Source organism: Eubacterium sp. CAG:161, from assembly GCF_000432355.1.
GTDB classification, from domain to species: Bacteria; Bacillota; Clostridia; order Lachnospirales; family Lachnospiraceae; genus Eubacterium_G; species Eubacterium_G segne.
The window spans coordinates 1-23,736 of the sequence record NZ_HF991863.1; the positions used below are offsets into that span (position 1 = coordinate 1).

20 protein-coding genes, 1 pseudogene and 1 riboswitch are annotated in these 23,736 nt (G+C 35.7%); of the genes and pseudogenes, 14 read left to right on the top strand and 7 right to left on the bottom strand.

What is annotated here, in order from left to right:
- Nucleotides 1-92 precede the first annotated feature (92 nt).
- The 4 genes from Q5O30_RS05810 (at nucleotide 93) to Q5O30_RS05825 (ending at nucleotide 6,463) form a co-directional block, all read left to right on the top strand.
- Nucleotides 93-1,004: a carbohydrate ABC transporter permease gene (locus tag Q5O30_RS05810; RefSeq protein ID WP_021952812.1), complete on the top strand. Its 912-nt coding sequence runs from the start codon at nucleotides 93-95 to the stop codon at nucleotides 1,002-1,004.
- Nucleotides 1,005-1,015: 11 nt separating this feature from the next.
- Nucleotides 1,016-1,894 carry a carbohydrate ABC transporter permease gene (locus Q5O30_RS05815; protein WP_021952813.1) on the top strand — a complete coding sequence of 293 codons (879 nt, stop codon included), beginning with the start codon at nucleotides 1,016-1,018 and terminating at the stop codon, nucleotides 1,892-1,894.
- A gap of 86 nt (nucleotides 1,895-1,980) precedes the next feature.
- A complete protein-coding gene (locus Q5O30_RS05820; protein WP_021952814.1) occupies nucleotides 1,981-4,278 on the top strand; it encodes a glycoside hydrolase family 65 protein in 2,298 nt (765 codons plus the stop codon).
- 1 nt (nucleotide 4,279) lies between these two features.
- Nucleotides 4,280-6,463 (top strand): glycosyl hydrolase family 65 protein, encoded by a 2,184-nt coding sequence (locus Q5O30_RS05825; protein WP_021952815.1) that lies wholly within the window; start codon nucleotides 4,280-4,282, stop codon nucleotides 6,461-6,463.
- Nucleotides 6,464-6,508: 45 nt separating this feature from the next.
- Here the strand turns inward: Q5O30_RS05825 and Q5O30_RS05830 are convergent, their stop codons facing one another.
- Complete coding sequence (locus tag Q5O30_RS05830; RefSeq protein WP_021952816.1) at nucleotides 6,509-7,522, bottom strand: LacI family DNA-binding transcriptional regulator; 1,014 nt, start codon at nucleotides 7,520-7,522, stop codon at nucleotides 6,509-6,511.
- A gap of 166 nt (nucleotides 7,523-7,688) precedes the next feature.
- Between Q5O30_RS05830 and pgmB the strand changes: the two genes are divergently transcribed.
- The 3 genes from pgmB to Q5O30_RS05845 are packed head-to-tail and all read left to right on the top strand — an operon-like array spanning nucleotide 7,689 to nucleotide 10,565.
- On the top strand, nucleotides 7,689-8,333 hold the full coding sequence (gene pgmB / locus Q5O30_RS05835; RefSeq protein ID WP_021952817.1) for a beta-phosphoglucomutase: 645 nt from the start codon (nucleotides 7,689-7,691) through the stop codon (nucleotides 8,331-8,333).
- Nucleotides 8,327-9,934 (top strand): glycosyl hydrolase family 28 protein, encoded by a 1,608-nt coding sequence (locus Q5O30_RS05840; RefSeq protein ID WP_021952818.1) that lies wholly within the window; start codon nucleotides 8,327-8,329, stop codon nucleotides 9,932-9,934. The genes pgmB and Q5O30_RS05840 overlap by 7 nt, the downstream gene beginning before the upstream one ends.
- 10 nt (nucleotides 9,935-9,944) lie before the next feature.
- The gene (locus tag Q5O30_RS05845) at nucleotides 9,945-10,565 is read left to right on the top strand and encodes a discoidin domain-containing protein (RefSeq protein ID WP_021952819.1); all 621 of its coding nucleotides are present in this window, start codon (nucleotides 9,945-9,947) and stop codon (nucleotides 10,563-10,565) included.
- 160 nt (nucleotides 10,566-10,725) lie between these two features.
- Here Q5O30_RS05845 and Q5O30_RS05850 read toward each other — a convergent pair whose 3' ends face one another.
- Nucleotides 10,726-12,273: a leucine-rich repeat protein gene (locus Q5O30_RS05850; RefSeq protein ID WP_021952820.1), complete on the bottom strand. Its 1,548-nt coding sequence runs from the start codon at nucleotides 12,271-12,273 to the stop codon at nucleotides 10,726-10,728.
- Between the two features lie 258 nt (nucleotides 12,274-12,531).
- On the opposite strand from Q5O30_RS05850, the gene Q5O30_RS05855 reads away from it, so the two are divergent.
- From Q5O30_RS05855 to Q5O30_RS05875, 5 genes are all read left to right on the top strand, one after another.
- A complete protein-coding gene (locus Q5O30_RS05855; RefSeq protein WP_021952821.1) occupies nucleotides 12,532-13,272 on the top strand; it encodes a hypothetical protein in 741 nt (246 codons plus the stop codon).
- Between the two features lie 95 nt (nucleotides 13,273-13,367).
- On the top strand, nucleotides 13,368-14,144 hold the full coding sequence (locus Q5O30_RS05860; RefSeq protein WP_021952822.1) for a hypothetical protein: 777 nt from the start codon (nucleotides 13,368-13,370) through the stop codon (nucleotides 14,142-14,144).
- A 107-nt stretch (nucleotides 14,145-14,251) separates the two neighbouring features.
- Nucleotides 14,252-16,120 (top strand): hypothetical protein, encoded by a 1,869-nt coding sequence (locus tag Q5O30_RS05865; protein WP_021952823.1) that lies wholly within the window; start codon nucleotides 14,252-14,254, stop codon nucleotides 16,118-16,120.
- 113 nt (nucleotides 16,121-16,233) lie between these two features.
- Nucleotides 16,234-18,495 carry a glycosyl hydrolase family 28-related protein gene (locus Q5O30_RS05870; protein WP_021952824.1) on the top strand — a complete coding sequence of 754 codons (2,262 nt, stop codon included), beginning with the start codon at nucleotides 16,234-16,236 and terminating at the stop codon, nucleotides 18,493-18,495.
- Between the two features lie 96 nt (nucleotides 18,496-18,591).
- Nucleotides 18,592-19,128 carry a histidine phosphatase family protein gene (locus tag Q5O30_RS05875; protein ID WP_021952825.1) on the top strand — a complete coding sequence of 179 codons (537 nt, stop codon included), beginning with the start codon at nucleotides 18,592-18,594 and terminating at the stop codon, nucleotides 19,126-19,128.
- Between the two features lie 94 nt (nucleotides 19,129-19,222).
- Here the strand turns inward: Q5O30_RS05875 and Q5O30_RS05880 are convergent, their stop codons facing one another.
- Nucleotides 19,223-19,492 carry a spore coat protein gene (locus tag Q5O30_RS05880; RefSeq protein WP_021952826.1) on the bottom strand — a complete coding sequence of 90 codons (270 nt, stop codon included), beginning with the start codon at nucleotides 19,490-19,492 and terminating at the stop codon, nucleotides 19,223-19,225.
- 15 nt (nucleotides 19,493-19,507) lie between these two features.
- Nucleotides 19,508-19,690: a hypothetical protein gene (locus Q5O30_RS05885; protein WP_021952827.1), complete on the bottom strand. Its 183-nt coding sequence runs from the start codon at nucleotides 19,688-19,690 to the stop codon at nucleotides 19,508-19,510.
- Nucleotides 19,691-19,796: 106 nt separating this feature from the next.
- Here Q5O30_RS05885 and Q5O30_RS05890 point away from each other — a divergent pair, with 106 nt between their 5' ends.
- The gene (locus Q5O30_RS05890; protein WP_021952828.1) at nucleotides 19,797-20,579 is read left to right on the top strand and encodes a ZIP family metal transporter; all 783 of its coding nucleotides are present in this window, start codon (nucleotides 19,797-19,799) and stop codon (nucleotides 20,577-20,579) included.
- A 64-nt stretch (nucleotides 20,580-20,643) separates the two neighbouring features.
- Here the strand turns inward: Q5O30_RS05890 and Q5O30_RS05895 are convergent, their stop codons facing one another.
- From Q5O30_RS05895 to Q5O30_RS05905, 3 genes are all read right to left on the bottom strand, one after another.
- Nucleotides 20,644-21,057 carry a CBS domain-containing protein gene (locus Q5O30_RS05895; RefSeq protein ID WP_021952829.1) on the bottom strand — a complete coding sequence of 138 codons (414 nt, stop codon included), beginning with the start codon at nucleotides 21,055-21,057 and terminating at the stop codon, nucleotides 20,644-20,646.
- 96 nt (nucleotides 21,058-21,153) lie between these two features.
- Nucleotides 21,154-22,329 carry a phosphoribosylaminoimidazolecarboxamide formyltransferase gene (locus Q5O30_RS05900; RefSeq protein ID WP_021952830.1) on the bottom strand — a complete coding sequence of 392 codons (1,176 nt, stop codon included), beginning with the start codon at nucleotides 22,327-22,329 and terminating at the stop codon, nucleotides 21,154-21,156.
- A gap of 66 nt (nucleotides 22,330-22,395) precedes the next feature.
- Nucleotides 22,396-23,109 carry an IMP cyclohydrolase gene (locus Q5O30_RS05905; RefSeq protein WP_021952831.1) on the bottom strand — a complete coding sequence of 238 codons (714 nt, stop codon included), beginning with the start codon at nucleotides 23,107-23,109 and terminating at the stop codon, nucleotides 22,396-22,398.
- Nucleotides 23,110-23,162: 53 nt separating this feature from the next.
- A riboswitch (ZMP/ZTP riboswitch) is annotated at nucleotides 23,163-23,243 on the bottom strand.
- 182 nt (nucleotides 23,244-23,425) lie between these two features.
- On the opposite strand from Q5O30_RS05905, the pseudogene Q5O30_RS05910 reads away from it, so the two are divergent.
- Nucleotides 23,426-23,736: pseudogene (locus Q5O30_RS05910) on the top strand (hypothetical protein); the annotation flags it as partial.

Consider the following 23,736-nt stretch of genomic DNA (forward strand, 5'->3'; position numbering starts at 1 on the left):
AATCGCTAGTGCGACAGCCCCTTTACTAAAAATAGACGAAGGGCGTACCCCGTCCCGTAGTGTAATAAACTTATTTTAGGAGGGGTTTTTCATTGAGCAAAAAGAGAAGTAATAAGGGTTATGCGGTTCCGAAAAAGAAATTTGGAAAATCAGATATAATGGGTTGGCTCATTATGATTCCAACACTTGTCCTTTTCACATTCTTTGTATGGGAACCATTGATTGAAAGTATAAGATTATCGCTACATTCAGCGAGAGGAGTAGAAATACAGGAATTTGTAGGGTTACAAAACTATATTGATGTATTTAATGATGTAAGTTTTAATGCTGCATTTGCTAATACATTCAAGTACATCGGATGGTCATTAGTCATCGGATTTGTAGTACCAATTATTTTGGCTATATTCATCAGTGAGACAATAAGAGGAAAGAGCTTTTTCAGATTTGCAGTATACTTCCCGAACATGGTTCCGGGTATGGCTGTATCACTTCTTTGGGTTTATTTCTTCAAACCGGGTCCTACTGGTGTTCTGAATATATTGTTAGGAAAGTGTGGTATAGCACCAAGTGTGTGGTTGAACAACGCGGCATTAACTATTCCACTTATCGTAATTGCATTAACATGGAAGGGAGCAGGTTCTACAGCACTTATTTACATGGCGGGTATTAGTGGAATCAATCCTGAATATTATGAAGCAGCAGCAATTGACGGAGCAGGAATTTGGAGAAGAATTTTCCATATTACAGTTCCTTGCATATTAAATCTTGGAAGAACAATGTTGATTCTTCAGGTAATATCAGTGTTCCAGATATTGTACGAGCCGTTAGTATTGACCAACGGTGGACCAAACAATGCAAGTTTGTCCATTATGCTTTTAGTATATAAGTATGCATTTACTAAGTACGATTATCCAAAGGCAGCAGCACTTTCAGTTATTATTTGTGTAGTTCTTATTTTGTTAAGTGGATTATATATGAAACTTACAAAATCAAAAGATGAGTAGGAGGTGCGGTAATGTTTTTTAAGAAATATATGGACAAAACAGACGGAGCTATCAGAGGCTTCGATGTTAAGTCAAAAAGAGTTAAGATTATTTGCCTTCTTATAGTTTTAGTATGTTTAATATTCTCAGTAATAGCTATTTATCCGGCGTTCTGGGTAATGGTTTCGGGTTTTAAGGATATTAAAGAATTTACTACAGAGGCAACACTGTTCCCTAAAGTTTTTGATTTTAGCGGATTTAAGTATACATGGGATAAGTTAAACTTTGCAGTATACTACAAAAACTCACTTATCATGGTAGTTGGATGTGTTTTATGCGCAATCTTCTTTAACGGATTGTTAGCATATGCACTTGCTATCCTTAAACCAAAGGGACATAAAGTTATTAACGGACTTGTAATGTGGAGTCTTCTTATTCCTACAACAACAAGTATCGTAGCTTTATTCGTAAACATTAACAGATTAGGCCTTACAGGAACATTTATTCCACTTTGGCTTTCATATGGCGCAAATGCCTTTTGGGTAGTTCTTTTCAAGGAATTCTTTGAAGGACTGCCAAAAGAACTGATAGAGGCAGCAAAGATTGACGGATGTAATATATTCCAGATTTTCTATAAGATTGTGTTACCTTTATCAAAACCGATTATTATGGTTATAATAATCTTCTCAGTAACAGCTGCATGGTCAGACTTCCTGTTACCATATTTAGTACTTAACGGTTCAGGAAATGAAACGGTTATGGTTAAGCTTTACGCTTACTCAGCAGCTCATACAACACAGATAGATATGATCAGAGCAATATTCTTCTCAATTATTCCTCCGACAATTATCTTCTTGTTGTTCCAGAAGCAAATTACAGATGGTGCCGCTGGCGGTGCTGTCAAAGGTTAGAATATATATAGTGTGCTGTCGGCATTTCCTCCTTTATGCCGACTAGCAGACTATAACTGTATTTAAAGAAAAAATGGAGTGGAATTATGGCAAAAGTAGCAGATAAATATTTTAAAGCAGACGAATGGAAAGTAATTGAAGAAGGATTCAATCCGGATTACGGAGAAGTTTCAGAATCTATATTTTCTCTTGGAAATGAATACTTAGGAGCAAGAGGATATTTTGATGAAGGATATTCAGGAAGCAAACTTATTGGAAGTTATTTCAACGGAATATATGAAATGACAAAACCTGAATATGGTCATTATAAGGGAATAGCAGATTTTACTGAATTTATGGTAAACTCAGTAGACTGGTTATATACAAGAATTGAAATTGATGGGGAACAGTTAGATTTAGCCACATCAGAATTTGAAGATTTTGTTAGGGAAATTGATATGAAGACAGGCATTCTTACAAGAAGCTTTGTTTGGAAAACAAAATCAGGAAAGAGACTTGCAGTTAAATTTGAAAGATTTGTTTCAATGACTCAGGTTAAGAGAACAACACAGAAAATTACTATTAAACCAATTGGATTTAGTGGAGAAATATATATAACATCAGGTCTTGATTTCTCACAGATACATAGAAATGAAAGAAAGAATTTATGGGATTGCAAGCCTGGAACAATAGAAAAGGGCGAAGATATTTTTATGGGTATTGACGGAACTACTATCAATACCAAATTAAAGGTATATTCAAGCTGCAAAGTTAATGCAGAATATGAAAGCCTTGAAGAAGTTAACGAAGAGAAAATTGTCGCAGTTAAGTTAAAAGCTAATCTTGAGGATGGTAAGGATTATGTTCTTACTAAGGTTACAAATAATGTCACATTAAGAGATGACGGAGATTTGGCTGGATATGATAAAGAAGTTGAGGCTGTAAAATCTGAAACAGAAACTGCATGCACATTGTATGACAAGTTAGAAAAAGAAAATATTGACTGGTGGAAAAAGGTATGGGATAGTTCAGATATAACTATAGCAAATGACCTTGAAAATCAGCAGGGTATCCGTTTCTGTATTTTCCAGATGTATCAGACATATCATGGTGCAGTGGAAGGTACTAATATTGGAGCAAAAGGCTTAACAGGTGAAGCTTATAATGGTAATGCTTTCTGGGATACAGAAACATATTGTTTGCCATTCTTTATATTCAACAATCAGGAAGCAGCAAGAAACTTACTTTATTTCCGTTATAAAACTTTGGATGAAGCAAGAAAGAGAGCAGAAGTTCTTGATTGTAAGGGAGCTTTCTATCCAATCGCTACTATTAGTGGTAGAGAGTGCTGTAATTTATGGCAGCATGCAAGCTTACAGCTTCAGGCATCTACAGCAGTAGCTTACGGTGTATGGTTCTATGAAAAGATGTTTGATGACAAGGATTTCCTTAAGAAATACGGACTTGAAATGCTCATTGAAATCTCAAGAATGCTTGCTACAAGAGGTGATTTCAACAGAGAAGGGAAATATGGTTACTATTGTGTAATGGGACCTGATGAATTCCAAATGATGGTACATAACAACTCATACACAAACTATATGGCAAAATTCACATTGGAATACACTCTTGACAAAATAAATGAAATCAAGTCAGAAGATCCGGATGCTTACAAGAAGGTTGCTGAGAAGGTAGCTTTTGATGAAAGCGAAATGGATACATGGAAGAACATTAAGGATAATATGATTTTGCTTTATGATGATAAAACAAAATTGTTTGAACAGCATGATGGTTTCTTTAAATTACCACACTTAGATGTTGATTCAATTCCAATTAGTGACTTCCCATTATATGACAACTGGTCATATGATAGAATTTACAGAAATGATATGATTAAACAGCCTGACGTATTAATGTTTATGTTGTTGTTTATTTCAAAGTTCTCACAGGAACAGTTAAAGGCAAACTATGAGTATTATGAACCATGTTGTATACATGAAAGCTCATTATCACCTTCAGTACATTCAATTTTGGCGTCACAGCTTAAGAAGGATGATGAGGCATATGATTTCTTTGGATTTGCAACAAGATTAGATTTAGACAACTACAACAGAAACACAAATCAGGGAATCCATACAACAAGTATTGCGGCAGCATGGATGAATATTGTATACGGTTTCGGTGGACTTAGAAGTGACGGCGAAAAGTTAAGCGTTGCACCATCAATTCCAAAGAACTGGGGCGGATATTCATTTAACATCAGCTACAAGGGTGTTGTAATTGAAATTAAGGTAGACAAGGAAAATGTATACATTAAGACAAAGGGCGACGGCGTTGTTGAACTTAATGTATATGGCAAAGATGTTGAAATAAATAGCGAAGGCTATAAGTGTGAAGTAGAATAAAATGATTGATTGGAAATTAAAAGAAGAAGGATTTGACAAAGAAAAAATATCGTACCTGGGAAATAAGTTTTTAATAGGTAATGGATATATGGGAGTAAGAGGAACCCTTGCTGAATATGGTAAGGAAAATCTCGCAGCCATCAACCTTGCCGGTATTTATGATAAGGTGGGAGATGGCTGGAGGGAGCCTCTTAACGCTCCAAATGGTTTTTATACATATCTCGTTGTTGACGGTGAAGTTTTAAAATTACCTGATGTTAATCCGGAAGTTCATTACACAGAACTTGATTACAGAAATGGTATTTTCACCAGACATTCAGAATGGGATACGGCAAGAGGAAAAATCACCTTTGACATCGAAAGATTTGTCAGCATGAGTGATGTACATTTAGGTGTAATGAAGTTTAAGGTTACTGCTGATTTTCATGCTGATGTAGAAGTTGTGTATGGTATAGACGGTGATGTGTGGGATATCAACGGACCACATTATGACAAACTTGAATATATCGAAAATGATGTTATCGGCATTATTGGAACAACTCACGAAAAAGGATATAAAGTAGCTGTATGTGGTGGAGATAAGACAAGTTTCCCTTGCGAAAAGAAGATTAATGTTCATGATAAGAAGGTTCTTAAGAGCATTAATTTTGTAACAGATATTAACAAAGAATATGTTATAGAGCGTTTCTTTGGAGTATATACAAGTAAGGATTGCGAAAATTGTGTTGAGGAAGCATCAAAAGAAGTGACTGTAGCTTTAAGAAACGGTTATGAAGATGCCATAGAGAAGCACAAGGATAAATGGAACAGTCTTTGGGAAAACTCACAGGTAATTGTAGAAGGTGATGATAAGGCAATGGAAGCTCTTAATTATTCACTTTATCATTTACATTGTATAGCTCCAAGACACACTGACAGCCTTTCGATAGCTGCAAGAGGACTTTCAGGACAGACATATAAGGGAGCTGTTTTCTGGGATACGGAAATGTTTATTTTGGATTTCTTCCTTATGACAGAGCCTAAGGTTGCAAAGAGCCTTATGAAGTACAGAATAGATTCTCTTAGCGGTGCAAAGGAAAAGGCAAAGAGCTATGGCTTAGATGGTGCCTTTTATGCATGGGAAAGTCAGGAAGGCGGATTTGACGCATGTTCTGATTACAATGTTGTAGATGTATTTACAAAGCGTCCTATGAGAACATTTTTCAAGGATAAGCAGGTGCATATTTCATCAGCAGTTGTTTACGGTATTGGAAAATACTTAAAGACAACAGGAGATACATCTATTTTATCAGAAGGTGGTGCTCATACAATTATTGAATGTGCATTGTTCTACTACAGCCTTTTACTTAAGAGAGCTGTCAGGGACTACTATGAGATACATGATGTAATCGGACCTGATGAATATCATGAGAGAGTAAATAATAATGGTTACACAAACAGAATGGCAAAATATACCTTTGAAGAAGCTGTAAACGTTATTAATTTAAAGGATGAATTATCAGAAGAAGAGCAGGAAATCTTAAGTCAGTATGATTTAGATGACCTGAAAAATAAATTTACTGATGCTGCAGAGAATTTATTTATCCCTCAGCCAAACGAAAGTGGTGTTATACCACAGTTTGACGGATATTTTGATTTAGAAGATGCAAGCATTGATGAAGTAAGAAGCAGATTATTAGACCCTAAAGAATATTGGGGCGGTGCATATGGTGTAGCCAGCCATACCCAGGTAATCAAACAGGCAGATGTTGTTACATGGCTTAATATGTTCTCAAAGGAATTTGACTTAGATACAATGTTAAAGAATTTGGAATATTATGAGACAAGAACTGAACATGGTTCTTCTCTTAGCGCATGTATGTATGCATTGTTAGCATGCAAGTGCAACAGACCTGATAAGGCATATGACTTCTTTATGAAGTCAGCTTCAGCAGATATAAAGCAGGGTGGTAAAGAATGGGCTGGTTTGGTTTATATCGGTGGAACACATCCGGCAGCCGCAGGAGGTGCTTATATGGTAGCACTTCAGGGATTTGGAGGCTTAAGCTTTGATGGAGATGAAATCATTGTAAAACCAAATCTTCCGGAAAACTGGAACAGATTATGCTTCAGAGTTAATTACAATAATAGATTATATGAGATTGATATTAACGAAGCAGGAGTCACAAAAAAAGAATTAAGTTAATAAAAAAGCATTAGAGGTTTTATAACCTCTAATGCTATTGGATGATTAGGAGATAGTCCTAACACTGTTACGTTCCGTGATAGATGTGTGAAGTAAAACTTCATATTGTTTTGGTTTCTTATGTTCAAGAAGCTGTAGCATGAAGTCCACTGCTATACGACCTTTAAGGTCCATGTCCTGATGGATGGATGTAAGTGGTGGCTCGATGATGTTGCAAATGCTTAAATCATCGAAACCAACGACGGATACCTGTTCAGGAATTTTGATTTTAAGCTTATGGAGGTTAGCAATAATGCTACCGGCAAGGGTATCGGCAGTTGTAACAACACCTGTTATCTCAGGATGAGATGCCAAGGTTTTTGCAATTGCACGGGTTCCTTTTAAGTCCATGCCACACTCGAATACCAGTGATTCATCAAATGGAATACCGGCTTCGGTAAGGGCTGCCTTATAACCAAGGAAACGTTCCATAAGAACACCACCGTCTTTTATGTGAAGTGAAGCAAAGGCAATCTTTTTATGACCGTTTTGAATGAGATACTTAGTGGATGAATTACTTCCACCAAAGTCATCAAGACCTACATTACAGATTCCTTTGTGATGTACATAACTATCAACTAAAACGATTGGTATTTTTAAAGTGCTGATTTCATCAAAGAATTCATCCTTAAAAATACCTGCAAGGAAGAGACCATCAATATCCCATGTGTGGAGAAAAGCCTGAAGCTGTTCGGCAGTTTCAACGGTGCGAAGCATGAGATAATATCCGTTTTCACGGAGAACATGTTCTAATATTCCAATAAACTTTGAGAGGAATGGGTCTTCCATAAAATTAGAGCCTTTATCAGTTACTACATGGTTTACGAAACCGATAACTTTTGAGGATCTTGAAACAAGAGAACGGGCAGACATATTTGGGACGTACCCAAGTTCTTCAATAGCTGTGTTAATTCTGGCAACAGTGTCGGCTGAAACGCGACCGGCTTTGCCATTAATAACATTTGATACGGTTGTTGGGCTTACCCCTACAACCTGGGCAATATCTTTTATTGTAACCATAGTTTATCTAAGTCCTTTCTATAAAATAACGATATTTTACGTTTAACGTAAAACTATAAGTAAATTCTAGCATTAATAGAAGGATTTTAAAATAGTAAAAATTTATAATTTAGTATACATTTTTTTTATAGTTATAACCAAAAAATGATATAAAAAGGAGGAAAAAATGCAGGGAGTAATATTTGATTTAGACGGAGTGCTTGTTTCTACAGATGAATTACATTATCAGGCATGGAAAAAACTTGCAGATGAACTTGGAATCACAGATTTCAACAGAGAGGACAATGTAAGACAAAGAGGAGTAAGCAGAATGGCATCTCTTGAGGTTGTACTTGAAAAGGGTGACAAAGAATATTCCGAAGAAGAGAAAGTTGAGATGGCAGAAAGAAAGAATGACTATTACAAGGAAATGTTACAGTCATTAGATGACAGCGCAGTATTGCCTGGAGCGTTTGACACATTGAAAATGCTTAGAGATAGAGGTATACTTACAGCTGTTGGTTCTGCAAGTAAAAACGCACCATTAATACTTGAAAAGACAGGTTTATTACCACTTATTGACAAAATAAGCTGCGGACTTGATGTAACGAAGTCAAAACCTGATCCTGAAGTATTTTTAGTAGCTGCATCTAAGTTGGAACTTACACCGGAAAATTGCCTTGTAGTTGAAGATGCAAAAGCAGGAATTGATGCTGCAAAAGCAGGAGGCATGAAATCTCTTGGTGTAGGACCTTTCCATGAAGAACTTGGAGCAGACTTTCATTCAAGAACACTGGCAACAGTAGATAATTGGGAGGAAATATTATGCTAAAAGAGAACAATAGCACGGAAACAAAAACAGATAAGCCTATTGGCGGAAAAGCCGGATTTATAATAGGCTGCGTGATAATTTATTGGTTAGCACTTGGCATTGTATGGGGCTGTGTAAGCCTTCCGGGGGCAATTGATAAAATGTCACAGAAAAGTGAAATAAAGAACAGCAAAGTAGTTCTTTATGATGGACCTAAGTCATTAAAAGATGCAACAGCAGCTGATTTGTCAGTTGTATCAGAGGCAGAAAGAGATATGTCTTTAATGCATTGTACAGATACTAAGGTAACTGTAAACGGAAATGACTGCTATGTATATGATACAAACGTAAACAACACACATGCATGGGTTGGATCATATATGCCAAAATTATCAAGAACCCCAATAACATATTTTGATTTTGAAGGTACAGTTGAAATTACCGTAAAGGCTGAAAACATTGATATTAAGTCAGTAACAGTAAGACCACTTAAATATGATATTAAGCCTGAAATCAATACTAAGGATCATACAGTAACATTCCGTGTAAACACACCGGATACATATACTGTAGAATTTAACAACAGCACTCAGAGAGCAGTACATATTTTTGCTAATGAGTTAGAAAATCCTGAAGATATTCCTGATGCAAAGGATGATGATGTATTCTACATCGGACCTGGTGAATGGAATATTGAAAACATGGTATTATCAGATAACCAGACATTATACATTTCAGGTGGTGCCGTAGTTCATGGTATTGCAAATGCAAACTTTGCAAAGAATGTTACAGTTTGCGGACGTGGTATCATTGATAATTCAAACCTTGAAGGATGGAAGGGCAGATCAGCCAGCGTTCCACTTAAGTTTGATAACTGCCAGGATGTAACAATTGATGGTATCATTTCATTAAACTCAAATGCATGGTGCCTTCAGGTTTACAACACAATCGGTGCTGACATTAACAATGTTAAGATACTTACAGCAAGACCAAATGGCGACGGAATGTCAATCCAGTCAACAAAGAGTGCAAAAATCACAAACTCATTTGTTCGTGCATGGGATGATGCTTTAGTTGTAAAGAATTATGATGAAAACTCAGCAAACATCAGCTTCAAGAACATTCAGGTTTGGACAGATCTTGCACAGTCAATGGAAATTGGATATGAAACAAACAAAGGTCAGAACGAAAAATCAACAATTACAAATGTTTCATTTGAAGATATAACAATTTTACATAACTTCCATAAGCCGGCATTATCAATTCATAACGCCGATGATGCAGCTGTATCAGATATTAAATATAAGAACATTGTAGTAGAAGATGCAGAAATGGGAAGAGGAGACGGAACAACAGATCTTATCGATTTCTCAATTGTTAAGAATGATAACTGGTCTTCAACACAGGAAAGAGGAACAATTTCTAACGTAACTATTGATGGATTTAAGGTATTAGATGGTGCTAAGACTTTAATGGTTAAGTTCAAAGGTTATGATGCTGAACACAACATTTCAGATGTAACAATTAAGGGATTGAACATTAAGGGTGAAAGCATTACAAATGATTCAAAATGTGTAAGCATTGATGCTAATACAACATCAAATATCAAGATAGAAAAGTAGGAGGTGCCACATGAAGAAAAAAGGAATAATATTAATGGCAGTGCTTTTAGTAGTATTTGTCGGATTGGCTATAGCAGTTAAATCAGCTGATTCTTCTACAAAAATGGACAAAAAGAATCTAACTGTAGTTACAGCACCGGATCAGAAGGAAGCACAGGAAAATGAACAGTTCACAGTTCCTGAATATATACAGACAAAAGTAGATGGTGAAAATGTTGCTTTAAAAGGTAAAGCAAGTGCCAACGGATATACAGACGTTTATACACCTGTTTATGCAAATGATGGTGACAGAGATACAACATCATATTGGGAAGGTGCAGGAAACGGCGATGATGAAATCACAATTGATTTACAGAAAGCTTACAATATCCATGCAGTAAGACTTGCAGTTAACCCGGCTACAATCTGGGGAGCAAGAAAGCAGACACTTTCAATTAGCGTAAGTGAAGATGGAAAGAATTATAAGGAAATAGTTGCATCGAAGGAATATGGCTTTGATCCTAAGACAGGAAATGAAGTAACAATAGAATTTGATGAAGTTAAGGCACAGTATGTTCGTGCAACAATTACAAAGAACACAGGTGCAAAGGGTGGACAGCTCGCAGAGTTCGAAATCTATTCTAATGATTAACTGGTATTAAAGTTAATACTTGCCACATAAAAATGCTCATACCATTTGAATTTCTCTCATTCGTTCAGGTGGTATGGGCGTTTTCTTATGGATAAAAATAAGCATTTCAAACATACAAAAAGCGGCTGGTAATAAACCAACCGCCAATGTAGCATCAATATTAATTGAAAGTTTCTTCTTCCTTAACTTCATAATCTTTAAATTTGATTTTGTTATCATCCGAAAGAATTGATTGCTTAATAAAGCGCATATATCTGTTATAAATCTGTTTAGGTATTCTAAAGACCGCTCTTCTGTGAATGCCCTTAAAGGCTTTCTCTCCAACTTCTTTCAAATGTGTGCCTTTAAATCTTACAATTTGGAGCTTTTCGCACTTGTAAAATGCTTTTGTACCTATCTTTTTCAGTGATTTTCCAAATACAATCCATTCAAGTTTTGAACAATTGGTAAATGTTCTGGCTGGAATTTCCGTAATGTTGTCACCAATTCGTACAGTCTTTAATTTGTAAGCATTAGCAAGGCAGTTTTTTGCCATTGATACAACCTTGTATGTTCGCTTTTCATTTGTAATTTCTGAAGGAACAATTAATTCCTCTACATTTCCGTTCTCGCATCCGACAAATTCAACTTCATCTCTGGACAATACTTTATATATGTTACCTTTTTCGGTAAATGTGGTTCCAATAGCTGAAGGAGTGGTATATTCGCCATCGTACCATGACGGCTTTTCAAAAGACATTTCATCTTCAAAAGAAATAACCGTAGGTTCTTCCCCTTCATATTTGTTATACCAGTCAGACGGATACAAAACATCAGAACGCATAACCGCAGTTGATGTATCTACTTTGGCTGATTCTCCTTTACGGACACGCCTTGCAACAACTACCGTTCGGTAATCTCCTATTTCATAGGAACAGGTAGAAAGAAGTAGCAGGTGGTCATTTTCATTAACCTTAACAGGACACTGATATAAAGAGCGCATTTCTAACTGATAGACAAAATCCATAAATTCATGTTTATTCTTGAAATTACCCTTTAAATATGTAAATCCCTGATTAACCTTCATGTCACCGGACAATCTTACATATGCGATAATTTTCCATTTGGCTTCTTTATATATACTGTCAAAAGTGATAACCGGATGTTCCTTATAAAAATTAATATCTTTATACTTAAGTAGCTGGTGAAACATCATCCCGGTGGAATCCATATTATGTCCGTGAATAAGAATGGACTTGGATGGTTTCTTTACATTACAATGACCGTCAACATAAAGGGAACCGTTTTTATCCTTATGACCTTCAAAGTCACGTGTCAAATAAAAGTCAGAACCACTGAAAGCCTGCATAACAGGATAGTCAATGTTGGTTCCGGGAATGGTAAGCCATCCTTTAATATCACTATTGTACTCTAAAAGTTTTGAAAATTTCAATAATATACCATTTGAATCTTTCAGGCCTTTTTGAGATTTGTCCAGAGAAATATCTAACTTTTCTTTCTTTTTACCTTTCTTATCAGTTGTCTGCTCATAATTGTTTGAATCATTAGCCGCAGCATAATACATCCTTCGGTATTTGTCGGTAACCTTTCGTGAGTATGCAGGCTGTAAAATAAGATAATATATAAGAAATGCAGCGCATCCCACAAACAAAAGAATGGAAAAAATAACAAGCGAACGTCGTATTATTCTTTTCTTCTTATTAGTCATGTTTTCCTCCTAAAATGATTATAGACATATGAAAGGTGTTTTGCAACGTGAAAATGCAAAAAAAATACACAAAAACCTAGCATATAATACTAAAAAATGAAACACTTGAAAGGTTTTTTTGTAAAAAAGTAACAAAAATATAGCTGTTTTTTGGTCAATTTCAACCTTTCAAATTCATTGACAAACAATACCTATAATGATAAGATTAGTTTAACGTTAAACGAAATAAAATGATGTAATAATGTGGAGGCATTAACAATGAAGAAAATATTGAAAAAAGTTATAGCATTAGCTAGTGCCGTTGCAATGACATTGAGCATGAGTTCATTTGTAAGTGCGGCAGAGGATATTGTTTTGGAGGACTCAGGAAGTCCATTCATTAAGACATTTGATCCTGGAGACAAAGGTGATTACATTTATTTGGGTTATGCATACTGTTTTGAAGCAGGACCGGAGTACAAGTATTTAAAGATTACATATACCGGTGAAAAAACAGCATTTGATGAACTTCGTTTAGAGTTTGTAATTAATTCAGACCCTGCAGAAGAAATCAAGCTTACTCCAAAGTGGTTTAGAGAGAATGATGAGGGAACTATTGTGACAACAGATGGTAAGGAAGTTCCAGCTCCATCAGACAAGGAACAGACAGCGGTTATCGACCTTGAAAAGTCAGGAGTTGATTTAAAGACCGGTATCAGAGCTTTCCATATTCATGATACACCGGGCAAAGGCTCATTTAAGATTATTGATGCCCGTCTTATGACAAGCCCTGAAGGTGAGGCAGGCTCAGGTGATAGCAATGGTGAAGAAACAAAAAAAGAAGATGAAAACAAGAATGTTGAAATTGTAACAGACAATGCTAAAAATACATCAACAGGTACAGTTGGTTCAGTTAAACCGGGTGCATCCGGTATTCCTGTATGGCCAATCGCAGCAGGCGTAGGTGGTGTTGTAGTAGCAGTTGTAGCATTTGGTATTACAAAATCAAAAAAGAAATAATTAAATGATTTTATTCAGATGAAAGAAAATCATCTGTTATAAGATAAAACAATGTTAACAATTATAATTATATAAGAAAGGATAGGGATAACAATATGAGAAAAGGTTTAATTAGTAAGAAAATCGTAGCATATGTTTGTGCAGCAACTATGATGTTCTGTGGATTCGCAGGCATTACTAAGGCTACACCTGTAGCAGCAGCAGAAACAGAGATCCAGCTTGACGATGCAGCAAGTGGAATGAATAAGACATTACACATTGACAAAGCAGCAAAGGGTTCAAAAGATGATTTGATGTATGCATATCAGGGATTCGTAACATTTAAGGATCTTGCTGATAAGAGCTTTAAGTATCTTAAAATTACATACACAGGTGATATTACAAACTTAAGATTTGAATTTAATGAAAAAACTTCAAATACAAACCAGGGACCTTTCTGGTTTGATGCTGAACAGGATACACACTTTGTAACAGCAGACGGAAGTGATATTCCTTTGGTTGGTAAGAACACAACAATCGTTATTGACCTTGAAAAATCAGGTGTTGATATGAGCAAGTACAACAATGGTATTCATATGCATGCTAACTCAACAACAGATGCAGCATTTGATGTAACACTTAAGGATTGTGTATTGTCATCAGTTGCACCAACTACAACTGGTTCAAAGACAGCAACCAAACCTGGAGACAGCAAGAGTAAGACAGATGAACAGGTAACAGATGCAAACGGAAATGTTACACCAACACAGAACTCAACAAATGCACCTTCAACAGGTTCACCTATGTGGCCAATCGCAGCAGGTGTAGGTGGAATCGTAGTTGCAGCAGCAGCTTTCGTAGTTTCAAGATCAAAGAAATTTAAAGAAAACTAATTTAATATTTATGAATTTATTCAGGTGTCAGGGACGGTCCTTTGACACCTGATATAAAATATAATAACAATTAATTTACAAATTTATGAAAGGACAGGGGTAATTATATGAGAAAAGGTTTATTTACCAAGAAAATTGTATCATACATTTGCGCTGTTACTATGGTGTTTAGTAGCTTCGCAGGTATGAACATAGCAAGACCAGAACAGGTTTCAGCCGCCGATGGAATAAGTGTTCCTATAGGTGAATTTTCTGTTACAGAGGGACAGACAGATACATACAAGGGATGGTATGCAGCTGAAACAAAAATCACTACATCTGATTACAAGTATGCTGAAATGACATACACAGGAACAGGTGAAGCTTTCAATGAAACAAGATTTGTATTTGCAGACGCATCAGGAAAGACATTACCTGAGGTATGGTTTGCTACATGGCAGGCAAGCAAGTTTGTAACAGTAGACGGAACAGACGTGCCGGTTGCAACAGAAACAGAACAGACAGTAGTAATTGATTTAGAGGCATCAGGGGTAGATGTATCAAAAGGATTTGAGGGATTACATATTCATGCAGGAAATTCTCTTACAGGAACAGTTAATATTACAAGTTTTAAATTCTTAAAGGAAAAACCGGGATCAGGTGATGCAGGTGAAACAACAGCAGATACGCCTGATGAAGCATCAACGATTGCAATTCCTGAATTAAAAACAATTGAAGTTACAGAAGGACAGACAGATACATACAAGGGATGGTATGCAGCGGCTACAAAGGCTACACCGGAGTACAAGTATCTTCAGTTCACATACACAGGAACAGGCGATGCGTTTAATGAAACAAGATTTGTATTTGCGGATGCGTCTGGAAAAACATTACCTGAGGTATGGTTTGCTACATGGCAGGCAAGTAAATTTAAGACAGTTGATGGAGCAGATGTGCCAGTTCCAACAGCTGAGCCTCAGACGGTAGTAGTTGACTTAGAGGCATCAGGAGTAGATGTATCAAAAGGATTTGAAGGTTTACATGTGCATGCAGGAAATACTCTTGTAGGTACAGTTAATTTCTCGGATGTTAAACTTCAGACAACTCCAGAGATTACAAAGACAGAAACACCTGTAGAAACAACAGAAGCACCAACAGAAGAAACAACAACACCAGAGCCAACAACAGCAGCAGACCCATCAACAGGAATTAAGCTTGATGATGAATTAAGTGGAATGAATAAGAAGATGCATATTGACAAATTGGCTAAGAATTCAAAAGATGAAGTATTTTATGCATATCAGGGATGGGTTACATTTAAAGATTTAGCAAACAAAGATTTTAAGTATCTTAAGTTTACATACACAGGAGATATTACAAACTTTAGATTACAGTTTGAAGATAAAAAAGGAAATAAGCAGGGACCTTTCTGGTTCGATGCAGAACAGGATGTTCACTTTGTAACAGCTGATGGAAGCCCAATCCAGTTAGTTGGTAACAATACAACAGTTGTAATTGATCTTGAAGCTTCAGGCGTAGATATGAGCAAGTTCAACAACGGTTTCCATATGCATGCAAACTCAACAAAGGATGCAGCATTTGATGTAACAATTAAAGATGCAGTATTATATGGTGGAGTACCTACACCACAGCCAACAACAGTAGCACCTACTACAAAGAAGCCGGCAACAGTAGCAAAACCTGGTACAGCTTCAGTTAAGAAAGCTACAAAGAAGAAAGCTTCAGCAAAGGTTAAGATTAGCCTTAAGAAAGTTAAGAAAGCAAAAGGATATTATGTACAGATTTCAACTTCTAAGAAGTTCAAGAAAGTTCTTGTAAAGAAATATGTAAAGAAAGTATCATTTACACTTAAGAGCAAAAAGATTAAGAATAAAAAGAAACTTTACGTTAGAGCAAAAGCTTACAAGCTTAACGGAAAGAAGAAAGTTCTTTCTAAGAAGTGGTCAAAAGTTAAGAAAGTAAAAATTACAAAATAATTTTAAAATATTAATTTAGACTATAAAAGAAAATAACCTATGGTGGGGGAAACCGCTATAGGTTATTTTTCTATCGTAAAAAAGTTTTTACTAAGCAAGAAGGAGATATGAATTTGAGAAAGATAGTAAAACAAATAATCGTTATGGGAATGGCAGTTATGTTGACTATCCAACCGGGATATATGGGAAATGATAATAAAAAGGTATATGGTGCAGAAAGTACAAAGGCTGATAGTTTTTATTTACCATCTGCTAATGCAAATGGTGTAATAGGGGCAATTATGCCATATACAAGATATGATACTGAAAAAGCCAGTCTGGCAGGAGGTGCTGTAATTGCAAAATCAGATAGTTATTCTAATTCAAGCATTGCAACACAGGCATCAAATCAGTCCTACGCAAGACTACCAAAACGTGGTGCGTCGGTAGAATGGACAATGGAAACGTCAGGAGATGGCGTTACAATGAGATTTACAATGCCGGATTCAAGTGACGGAAAGGGAAAAACAGGTTCTCTTGATGTATACGTAAATGGAAAATTGGCAGAGAAAGTAAACTTAACATCTTATTATATGTGGCAGTATTTTGCTGCGGGAAAAGGACATCCAAGTGATACTAATAACGGTGGGTATCCATTATTTGCCTTCGACGAAGTTCATTTTAAATTAAACAAATCACTGAAAAAAGGTGATAAGATAAAAATACAAAACAGTGGTGCAGGAAATATGGAATATGGTGTTGATTTCATTGAGGTAGAACAGGTACAAGGTGAAATTAAACAACCGGCAAATTCCTTAAGCGTAGTGGATTATGGAGCAAAGCCAAATGATGATACAGATGATGCAACAGCCATAAATAATTGCTTATATGCTGCTAAAAATATGAAAAAAGATGTATATTTTCCAGCGGGAACATACAAAATGAGTAAAAAAATGAAGATTTTAGGGGAAAATATTAAAGTAACCGGTGCTGGAATGTGGTATACAAATATACAGTTTACAAGTGACCAGCAAGGTGGCGGTGGTGTAACGGGAAAATGCAAAAATGTTGAAATAAGTAATATGTACTTAAATTCAAATTTACGTTCACGTTACAGTGAAAGCGCTAACTACAAATGTTTTGCAGATGTTTTTGAAGGCGGTTCAGTTATTCATGACATTTGGGAAGAACATTTTGAGTGTGGTTTCTGGCTTGGTGATTATGACAGAGACACAAACTATTCAGATGGTTTAAAAATCGTAAATAGCAGAATAAGAAACAATTTAGCTGATGGCGTTAACTTCTGTCAGGGAACAAGCAACGCTGCAGTATACAATTGTTCAGTAAGAAATAATGGTGATGACGGTCTTGCAATGTGGAACAATGATTATTGTTCAAAGGATGAAGAAAAAAATGTATTCGCATACAATACCGTAGAATTTAACTGGAGAGCCGGTGGAATTGCTGTGTATGGTGGAAACGGACATAAGATTTATAACAATTATATTTGTGATACAACTATGTCCTGTGGTATACATTTAAATACTGTTTTTCCAGGTCATAAGTTTAATAATAATAAAGACGGAATAAAATTTGACAATAACATAATAATCAAATCCGGTTGCTCAAAGGACTCATGGAATGGAACTATGGCAGCCATTGATATAACAGGTGGTGTTAAGAACGTTACATTTAGCAATACAAAAATTTATGAAGCACAGCATGATGGCATACGTGTAGGGCAGGACTGTAGCAATATTATTTTCAACAATACTAAGATATACAAGTCAGGTGCTGATGGAAACACTTCCAGAAAAGGAGCTGCATTGTATTTAGATACAGCACAAAATGTTATATTTAACAATATAGAAATTGCAAAGAGTGCCTATAGTAATGCAGCCGGATGGCCAATATATTCACATATCTATGGTACGGTTAATACCAACAATATTAAAAATTATGTTAATGTAAGCAGTAAGGAATATACAATTCCTTCATACCCTAAGGCAGGAACATTTAGCACAGGTAAACCTTCAAATGGCGGAAGTGAAAATCCAACAACAAAACCTACGGTAAAGCCAACGGTTAAACCAATTGTAAAGGTTAATGTAACTAAGGTTAAAAGTGCATCTAAAAAGCGTGCTTCTTACAAAATAAAAATAAGTCTTAAGAAAGCAAAATCCGTAACGGGATATCAGATACAGATTGCTACAAACAAGAAATTTAAGAAGGTTTTAGTATCTAAAAAAGTAAAGAAATACAAATTTGTACTTAAATCATCTAAAATTAAAAACAAAAAGACCTTGTATCTTAGAGCAAGAGCGTATAAAGTAGTTAGTAAAAAGACTTATGTAAGCAATTGGACAAAAGCTAAAAAGGTTAAAGTGACTAAGTAGAGTCTACAGAATTAAAATTAGCAAATAAAGTTCATAGGATAAAGTCCGTAAAATTAAAATGAAGGGAAGAAGATTTAATATCTTTTGGGTGAAAGTATGGCACATTTATATTTTACAAGACATGGACAGACCTTTTGGAATGTTGAAAACAAAATTTGTGGAGCAACGGATATAGGTCTGACAGAGTTAGGACACAGTCAGGCTAAGGAGCTGGGCGAAAAAATATTACAACAGGGAATACATATTGATGAAATATTATATTCCCCATTATCCCGTGCCGCAGATACGGCAAAGCATATTTCCCGGATTACGGGAATACCTATGAGGGAAGAAAAGAGACTGACGGAACAGAATTTTGGAAAATATGAATCAACAGCCAGAAATGGTGAAGAATTTAAAGTGGCAAAAACAAATTTTATATGTAGTTTTGATGGCGGTGAAACAATGTTACACCTGGCACAAAGAATATATAATTTGTTAGATGAAATCAAGCAACAGCCAGATAAGGTATATCTGTTGGTTGCTCATAATGGAATATCAAGAGTGGTAAATTCGTATTTTTACGATATGACAAACGAAGAGTTTGCAGCATTTGGCATTAAAAACTGTGAAATTAGAAAATATGAGTTTTAAGCTTAATTAGAAAAAGGCTATTGCATCCTAAGGGGACTTGCCAAAGTATGACTTTGGAAACGTACCCTAGGACAATAGCTTTTTTTAATAAAAATTAGATGGCTTTATATCCACATTCAAATTTGGTTTTTGCTTCCTGAACTTTCTTGCTTTCTGCGGCAGGTGTAGGATAAAATCCCATAGTGTGCATCTGATTAAATACATCTACCTGAATTTCGTGTTCCTTGCTTAAAAGGTTAAGCATAGTTTCACGAAGATTGTCATGGACGCATTCGTTAGCACCTAAATTATAAAGGTTAGTGGCATTTTTTTCAGTATTAAGGGCATCCCCTAAGATTTCCTTTTCTGTATAAATTTCGTTCATTTTAAAATCCCCCAATTATTTCAAATAAGAATAAATTTCATTAAAATGTCCCTGATGCTTGTCGGCGATACTTAACATTTGCTGTTTTATAGTCTCATCTTTACTGTGATTTGCAAGCATCTGAAACTTTTTAACTAAAAGTTCCTCTTCATTTAATAAATCCTGAACAACTGACAGTTCTTTTTCTGAAATATCCATGTTTCCTCCTTTTTTAACATAAATCATTGACTTTAATAGTATGTTAAAATAAGATAGAAAAATGTATGGAATAATTTTGAAAAATTAAAATGAAAAAGGAGACGTAATGGAATTAGAGGTAATTAGAGGAATTTTAATTCCCTTTGCAGGAACATCTCTTGGAGCAGCATGTGTACTGTTTATGAAAAGGAATTTAAATATAAAGGTGCAGAAGGCACTTACAGGATTTGCGGCAGGAGTAATGGTGGCAGCATCAATATGGAGTTTGCTTATCCCGGCTATAGAACAGTCGCAAAGTATGGGAAAGCTTTCCTTTGTCCCTGCTGTAATTGGATTTTGGGTAGGGATATTGTTTTTACTCTTATTAGATAAAACGATTCCCCACTTGCATATGAACAGTAACGAAGCAGAAGGACCTCATGTGAAACTAAAAAAAACTACAATGCTTGTCCTTGCTGTTACACTTCATAATATTCCGGAGGGGATGGCTGTAGGAGTAGTTTTTGCGGCAATGCTTATGCCTAATAGTGAAATATCTTCCATGGGGGCATTAGCTTTAGCAATTGGAATTGCAATACAGAATTTCCCGGAAGGTGCCATTATATCCATGCCGTTAAAGGCAGAAGGCGAAAGTAAGACAAAGGCATTTATATATGGAGTTCTTTCAGGGGTGGTGGAACCGGTAGCAGCAGTTTTAACTATTTTGGCTGCTGGGATAATTGTTCCGGTGCTACCCTACTTGCTAAGCTTTGCAGCAGGAGCCATGTTATATGTGGTAGTAGAAGAATTGATTCCTGAAATGTCAGAAGGAAAACATTCTAATATTGGAACTTTAATGTTTTCTTTGGGATTTACAATTATGATGACATTAGATGTGGCATTAGGCTAAAATCAAAATTAAATACTTATAAAAAACGTATATCCCTGGAAAAAGGAATATACGTTTTTTTAGGTTAATTAATTTTTTCATCTAACTTATTTGCCAGATAGAGGATAACATCTTTTCGGGTTATAATTCCAATAAACACATTATTATCATCTACCACAGGCACAAAGTTCTGATTGGTTATTTTATCAAATAATTCTTCCATAGAAACTGAAATGTGGATGGCTTTGTTATCCCTTCGTCGGTTTATGGATGTAATGGGGATTCCCTCCATTTGCTTAAGGGAAGGAAAGTCATTGCTTTTTAAACACCAAAGCAAATCGCCTTCTGTAATAGTTCCTATGTATTTTCCGTCCTTACCTAAAAGGGGAATGGCTGTGTATCCGTGATGCTCCATTTTTTCAAGAGCCTGTCTGAATGTATCATCTTCTTCAACATGTGAAACATTCTCCTTTGGAGTAAGGAAAAATAAAATATTCATATATTATATCCTCCGTATTAAAAACTCATACTCAAACATTCTATCAGAAAAATATGAGTAAAGCCATAGAGGACACAAAAAGTTAACATGTTTATTTTAGTGATGGAATAATCTAATTCCTGTAAATGCCATAGCCATTCCATGTTTATTGCAGGCATCAATAACATCCTGGTCACGGATAGAACCGCCAGGCTGTGCTACATATTTAACACCACTTTTAGCAGCTCTTTCAATGTTATCACTAAATGGGAAGAAAGCATCGGAACCTAATGTAATTCCTTCAGCCTGTGATAACCATTCCTGTTTCTCTTCTTTTGTAAATACATCGGGCTTTTCAGTAAACACTCTCTGCCATTCACCATCAGCTAAAATATCCATGTATTCATCCCCAATGTAAAGGTCGATGGCATTATCTCTGTCGGCACGCTTCATATCCTCTTTAAAAGGAAGATTAAGAACCTTTGGACACTGACGGAGAAGCCAGTTATCTGCCTTCTGTCCTGCAAGTCTTACACAGTGGATTCTTGACTGCTGTCCTGCACCTACACCAATAGCCTGTCCGTTTTTAACGAAACATACTGAATTTGACTGGGTATATTTAAGAGTAATCATTGAAATAGCCATGTCAATTTTAGCACTTTCAGGAATATCCTTATTTTCAGTTACAACATTGCTAAAGAAATCATCATCAATGTTTAATTCATTACGTCCCTGCTCAAAAGTAATTCCAAATACCTGTTTTCTTTCAATTGGGTTAGGAACATAATCAGGGTCAATTTCAATAATGGCATAGGCACCACGTTTTTTGCCTTTTAATAATTCTAAAGCTTCAGGTTCATATCCCGGAGCAATAATTCCGTCTGAAAATTCTCTTTTTATAAGAGCGGCAGTAGAAACATCACATACATCTGAAAGGGCAATAAAATCGCCGTATGAAGACATTCTGTCAGCACCTCTTGCTCTTGCATATGCAGCAGCAAGGGGAGATAAGTCACCCAGGTCGTCTACCCAGTAAATCTTAGCTTCAACATCACTAAGAGGAAGACCAACTGCGGCACCGGCAGGAGAAACATGCTTAAAAGAAGTAGCAGCAGGAAGACCTGTAGCCTTTTTAAGCTCCTTAACTAACTGCCATCCGTTAAAGGCATCAAGGAAATTAATATATCCCGGTTTTCCGTTTAAAACCTTAATAGGAAGTTCGCCTTCTTCCATAAAAATTCTAGAAGGCTTCTGATTCGGGTTACATCCATATTTTAATTCTAATTCTTTCATAATAATCCTTTCTGTTCTTTGTAATTGTTATTTAAAAAGTAAAAAATGTTAATGAGTTACATAAATTTATTTGTTTTTGTTAATAATCTTTGTTTCATAAGTTCCATCTTCAATATTGATATATCTTACAAACAATGAAACCTTGTTATCATCATTTAAGCTGTTCCATAACATTTCAGTAAACTGATCCATATCATCCATCATAGAAACTAACTTAGGTTCTCCCTCAAAAGAAGGAAGAGGATTTCCGTCACATTTATATGTGTGAATAAAATGACCTTCGCCGTTTACAGGATTAGAGTATGCAAATGTATATCTGTTGCAGGCATCAGGATTTCCGTTGTTGCTTTTTAATATGGACATTGCGTAGTTATATGTTCCGTTTTCAACATGCATAATACCTGAAATTCTAGGTGTATAGTTAGGACCGTCCGGTTCAAACTCACGGGTTCTAAGAGACTGCTCAAAAGTCTGCTGCTTGTCCATAAGTTCGTAGATAGTATCAGTCTGGTCTCCGTTAGTAACAATAGTCTTGTTTCCAAGAACACGAACAGGAGCGTAGATAATAAGACTTGGGTCAACTAATTTTGAAGGGTCAAAAGCTTCAGTTCTGATACCTTCTCCATCTGTTACAAAAACTCTGTTTCTGCTGTTTTCGCTTCTTCCCATAATGAAATATGCAGTAACTGCGAACTTTCCATTAGGAGTTTTCCCAATAACGATTCCACGTCCCGGATAAGAATTTTCCTTTAATTCTTTTTCAAGTGATAACATTTCCATTTATTTTCTTCCTCCATAAATAAAAAATAAAATAAAAACCGTCTGGGAAACCAGAAGGCTGCCCAGGCGGTCGACGAAACTAAATCCATGCTCCCTGTGGTAAATCCACTAATCCGCCAGTCACATGGAAGATATAAATAGAATAAACGATTTCTTAGGGATTTTCAACAAAAAAATATATATTGAAGAAATTTATTTTTTATATTAGTATATCATAGAGTGAAAAAAAATTAAGAATGTTAATAGTTTCTTAAGATTTATGAATTATAATTGCCTTCGGCAACAAAAAATATAAAAGAAATTAAAAGGTGAAGATTTGAAAACATTAAAAAAAATAATACCATCATATGCAGTAATACCCATTATAATGTCTCTTGTAGTGAATATGATTACGTACTTTGGTACAAGAATTTTTACTACTAAATTACATCATTATAATATTAACTGCTTTATTGACGACATGATCCCCTTTACAACATTTATGATATGGATATACGTGTTAAGCTATATTATATGGGTAGTGGGATTTATTGTGATAGGAAGAGAAAACAAAAAAGTATGTTATGAAGTGCTTTTTGGAGAGCAGATTGCAAAGCTTATGTGCTTAGTGATTTTTGTGGCTTTCCC

Coding starts and splice junctions, on each gene's coding strand:
- Q5O30_RS05905 (WP_021952831.1), bottom strand. CDS start 23,109: ATGGAAATGTTATCACTTGAAAAAGAATTAAAGGAAAATTCTTATCCG.
- Q5O30_RS05860 (WP_021952822.1), top strand. CDS start 13,368: ATGAGAAAAGGTTTAATTAGTAAGAAAATCGTAGCATATGTTTGTGCA.
- Q5O30_RS05900 (WP_021952830.1), bottom strand. CDS start 22,329: ATGAAAGAATTAGAATTAAAATATGGATGTAACCCGAATCAGAAGCCT.
- Q5O30_RS05895 (WP_021952829.1), bottom strand. CDS start 21,057: ATGAATATTTTATTTTTCCTTACTCCAAAGGAGAATGTTTCACATGTT.
- Q5O30_RS05815 (WP_021952813.1), top strand. CDS start 1,016: ATGTTTTTTAAGAAATATATGGACAAAACAGACGGAGCTATCAGAGGC.
- Q5O30_RS05820 (WP_021952814.1), top strand. CDS start 1,981: ATGGCAAAAGTAGCAGATAAATATTTTAAAGCAGACGAATGGAAAGTA.
- Q5O30_RS05875 (WP_021952825.1), top strand. CDS start 18,592: ATGGCACATTTATATTTTACAAGACATGGACAGACCTTTTGGAATGTT.
- Q5O30_RS05845 (WP_021952819.1), top strand. CDS start 9,945: ATGAAGAAAAAAGGAATAATATTAATGGCAGTGCTTTTAGTAGTATTT.
- Q5O30_RS05885 (WP_021952827.1), bottom strand. CDS start 19,690: ATGGATATTTCAGAAAAAGAACTGTCAGTTGTTCAGGATTTATTAAAT.
- Q5O30_RS05830 (WP_021952816.1), bottom strand. CDS start 7,522: ATGGTTACAATAAAAGATATTGCCCAGGTTGTAGGGGTAAGCCCAACA.
- Q5O30_RS05880 (WP_021952826.1), bottom strand. CDS start 19,492: ATGAACGAAATTTATACAGAAAAGGAAATCTTAGGGGATGCCCTTAAT.
- pgmB (WP_021952817.1), top strand. CDS start 7,689: ATGCAGGGAGTAATATTTGATTTAGACGGAGTGCTTGTTTCTACAGAT.
- Q5O30_RS05890 (WP_021952828.1), top strand. CDS start 19,797: ATGGAATTAGAGGTAATTAGAGGAATTTTAATTCCCTTTGCAGGAACA.
- Q5O30_RS05855 (WP_021952821.1), top strand. CDS start 12,532: ATGAAGAAAATATTGAAAAAAGTTATAGCATTAGCTAGTGCCGTTGCA.
- Q5O30_RS05850 (WP_021952820.1), bottom strand. CDS start 12,273: ATGACTAATAAGAAGAAAAGAATAATACGACGTTCGCTTGTTATTTTT.
- Q5O30_RS05840 (WP_021952818.1), top strand. CDS start 8,327: ATGCTAAAAGAGAACAATAGCACGGAAACAAAAACAGATAAGCCTATT.
- Q5O30_RS05825 (WP_021952815.1), top strand. CDS start 4,280: ATGATTGATTGGAAATTAAAAGAAGAAGGATTTGACAAAGAAAAAATA.
- Q5O30_RS05865 (WP_021952823.1), top strand. CDS start 14,252: ATGAGAAAAGGTTTATTTACCAAGAAAATTGTATCATACATTTGCGCT.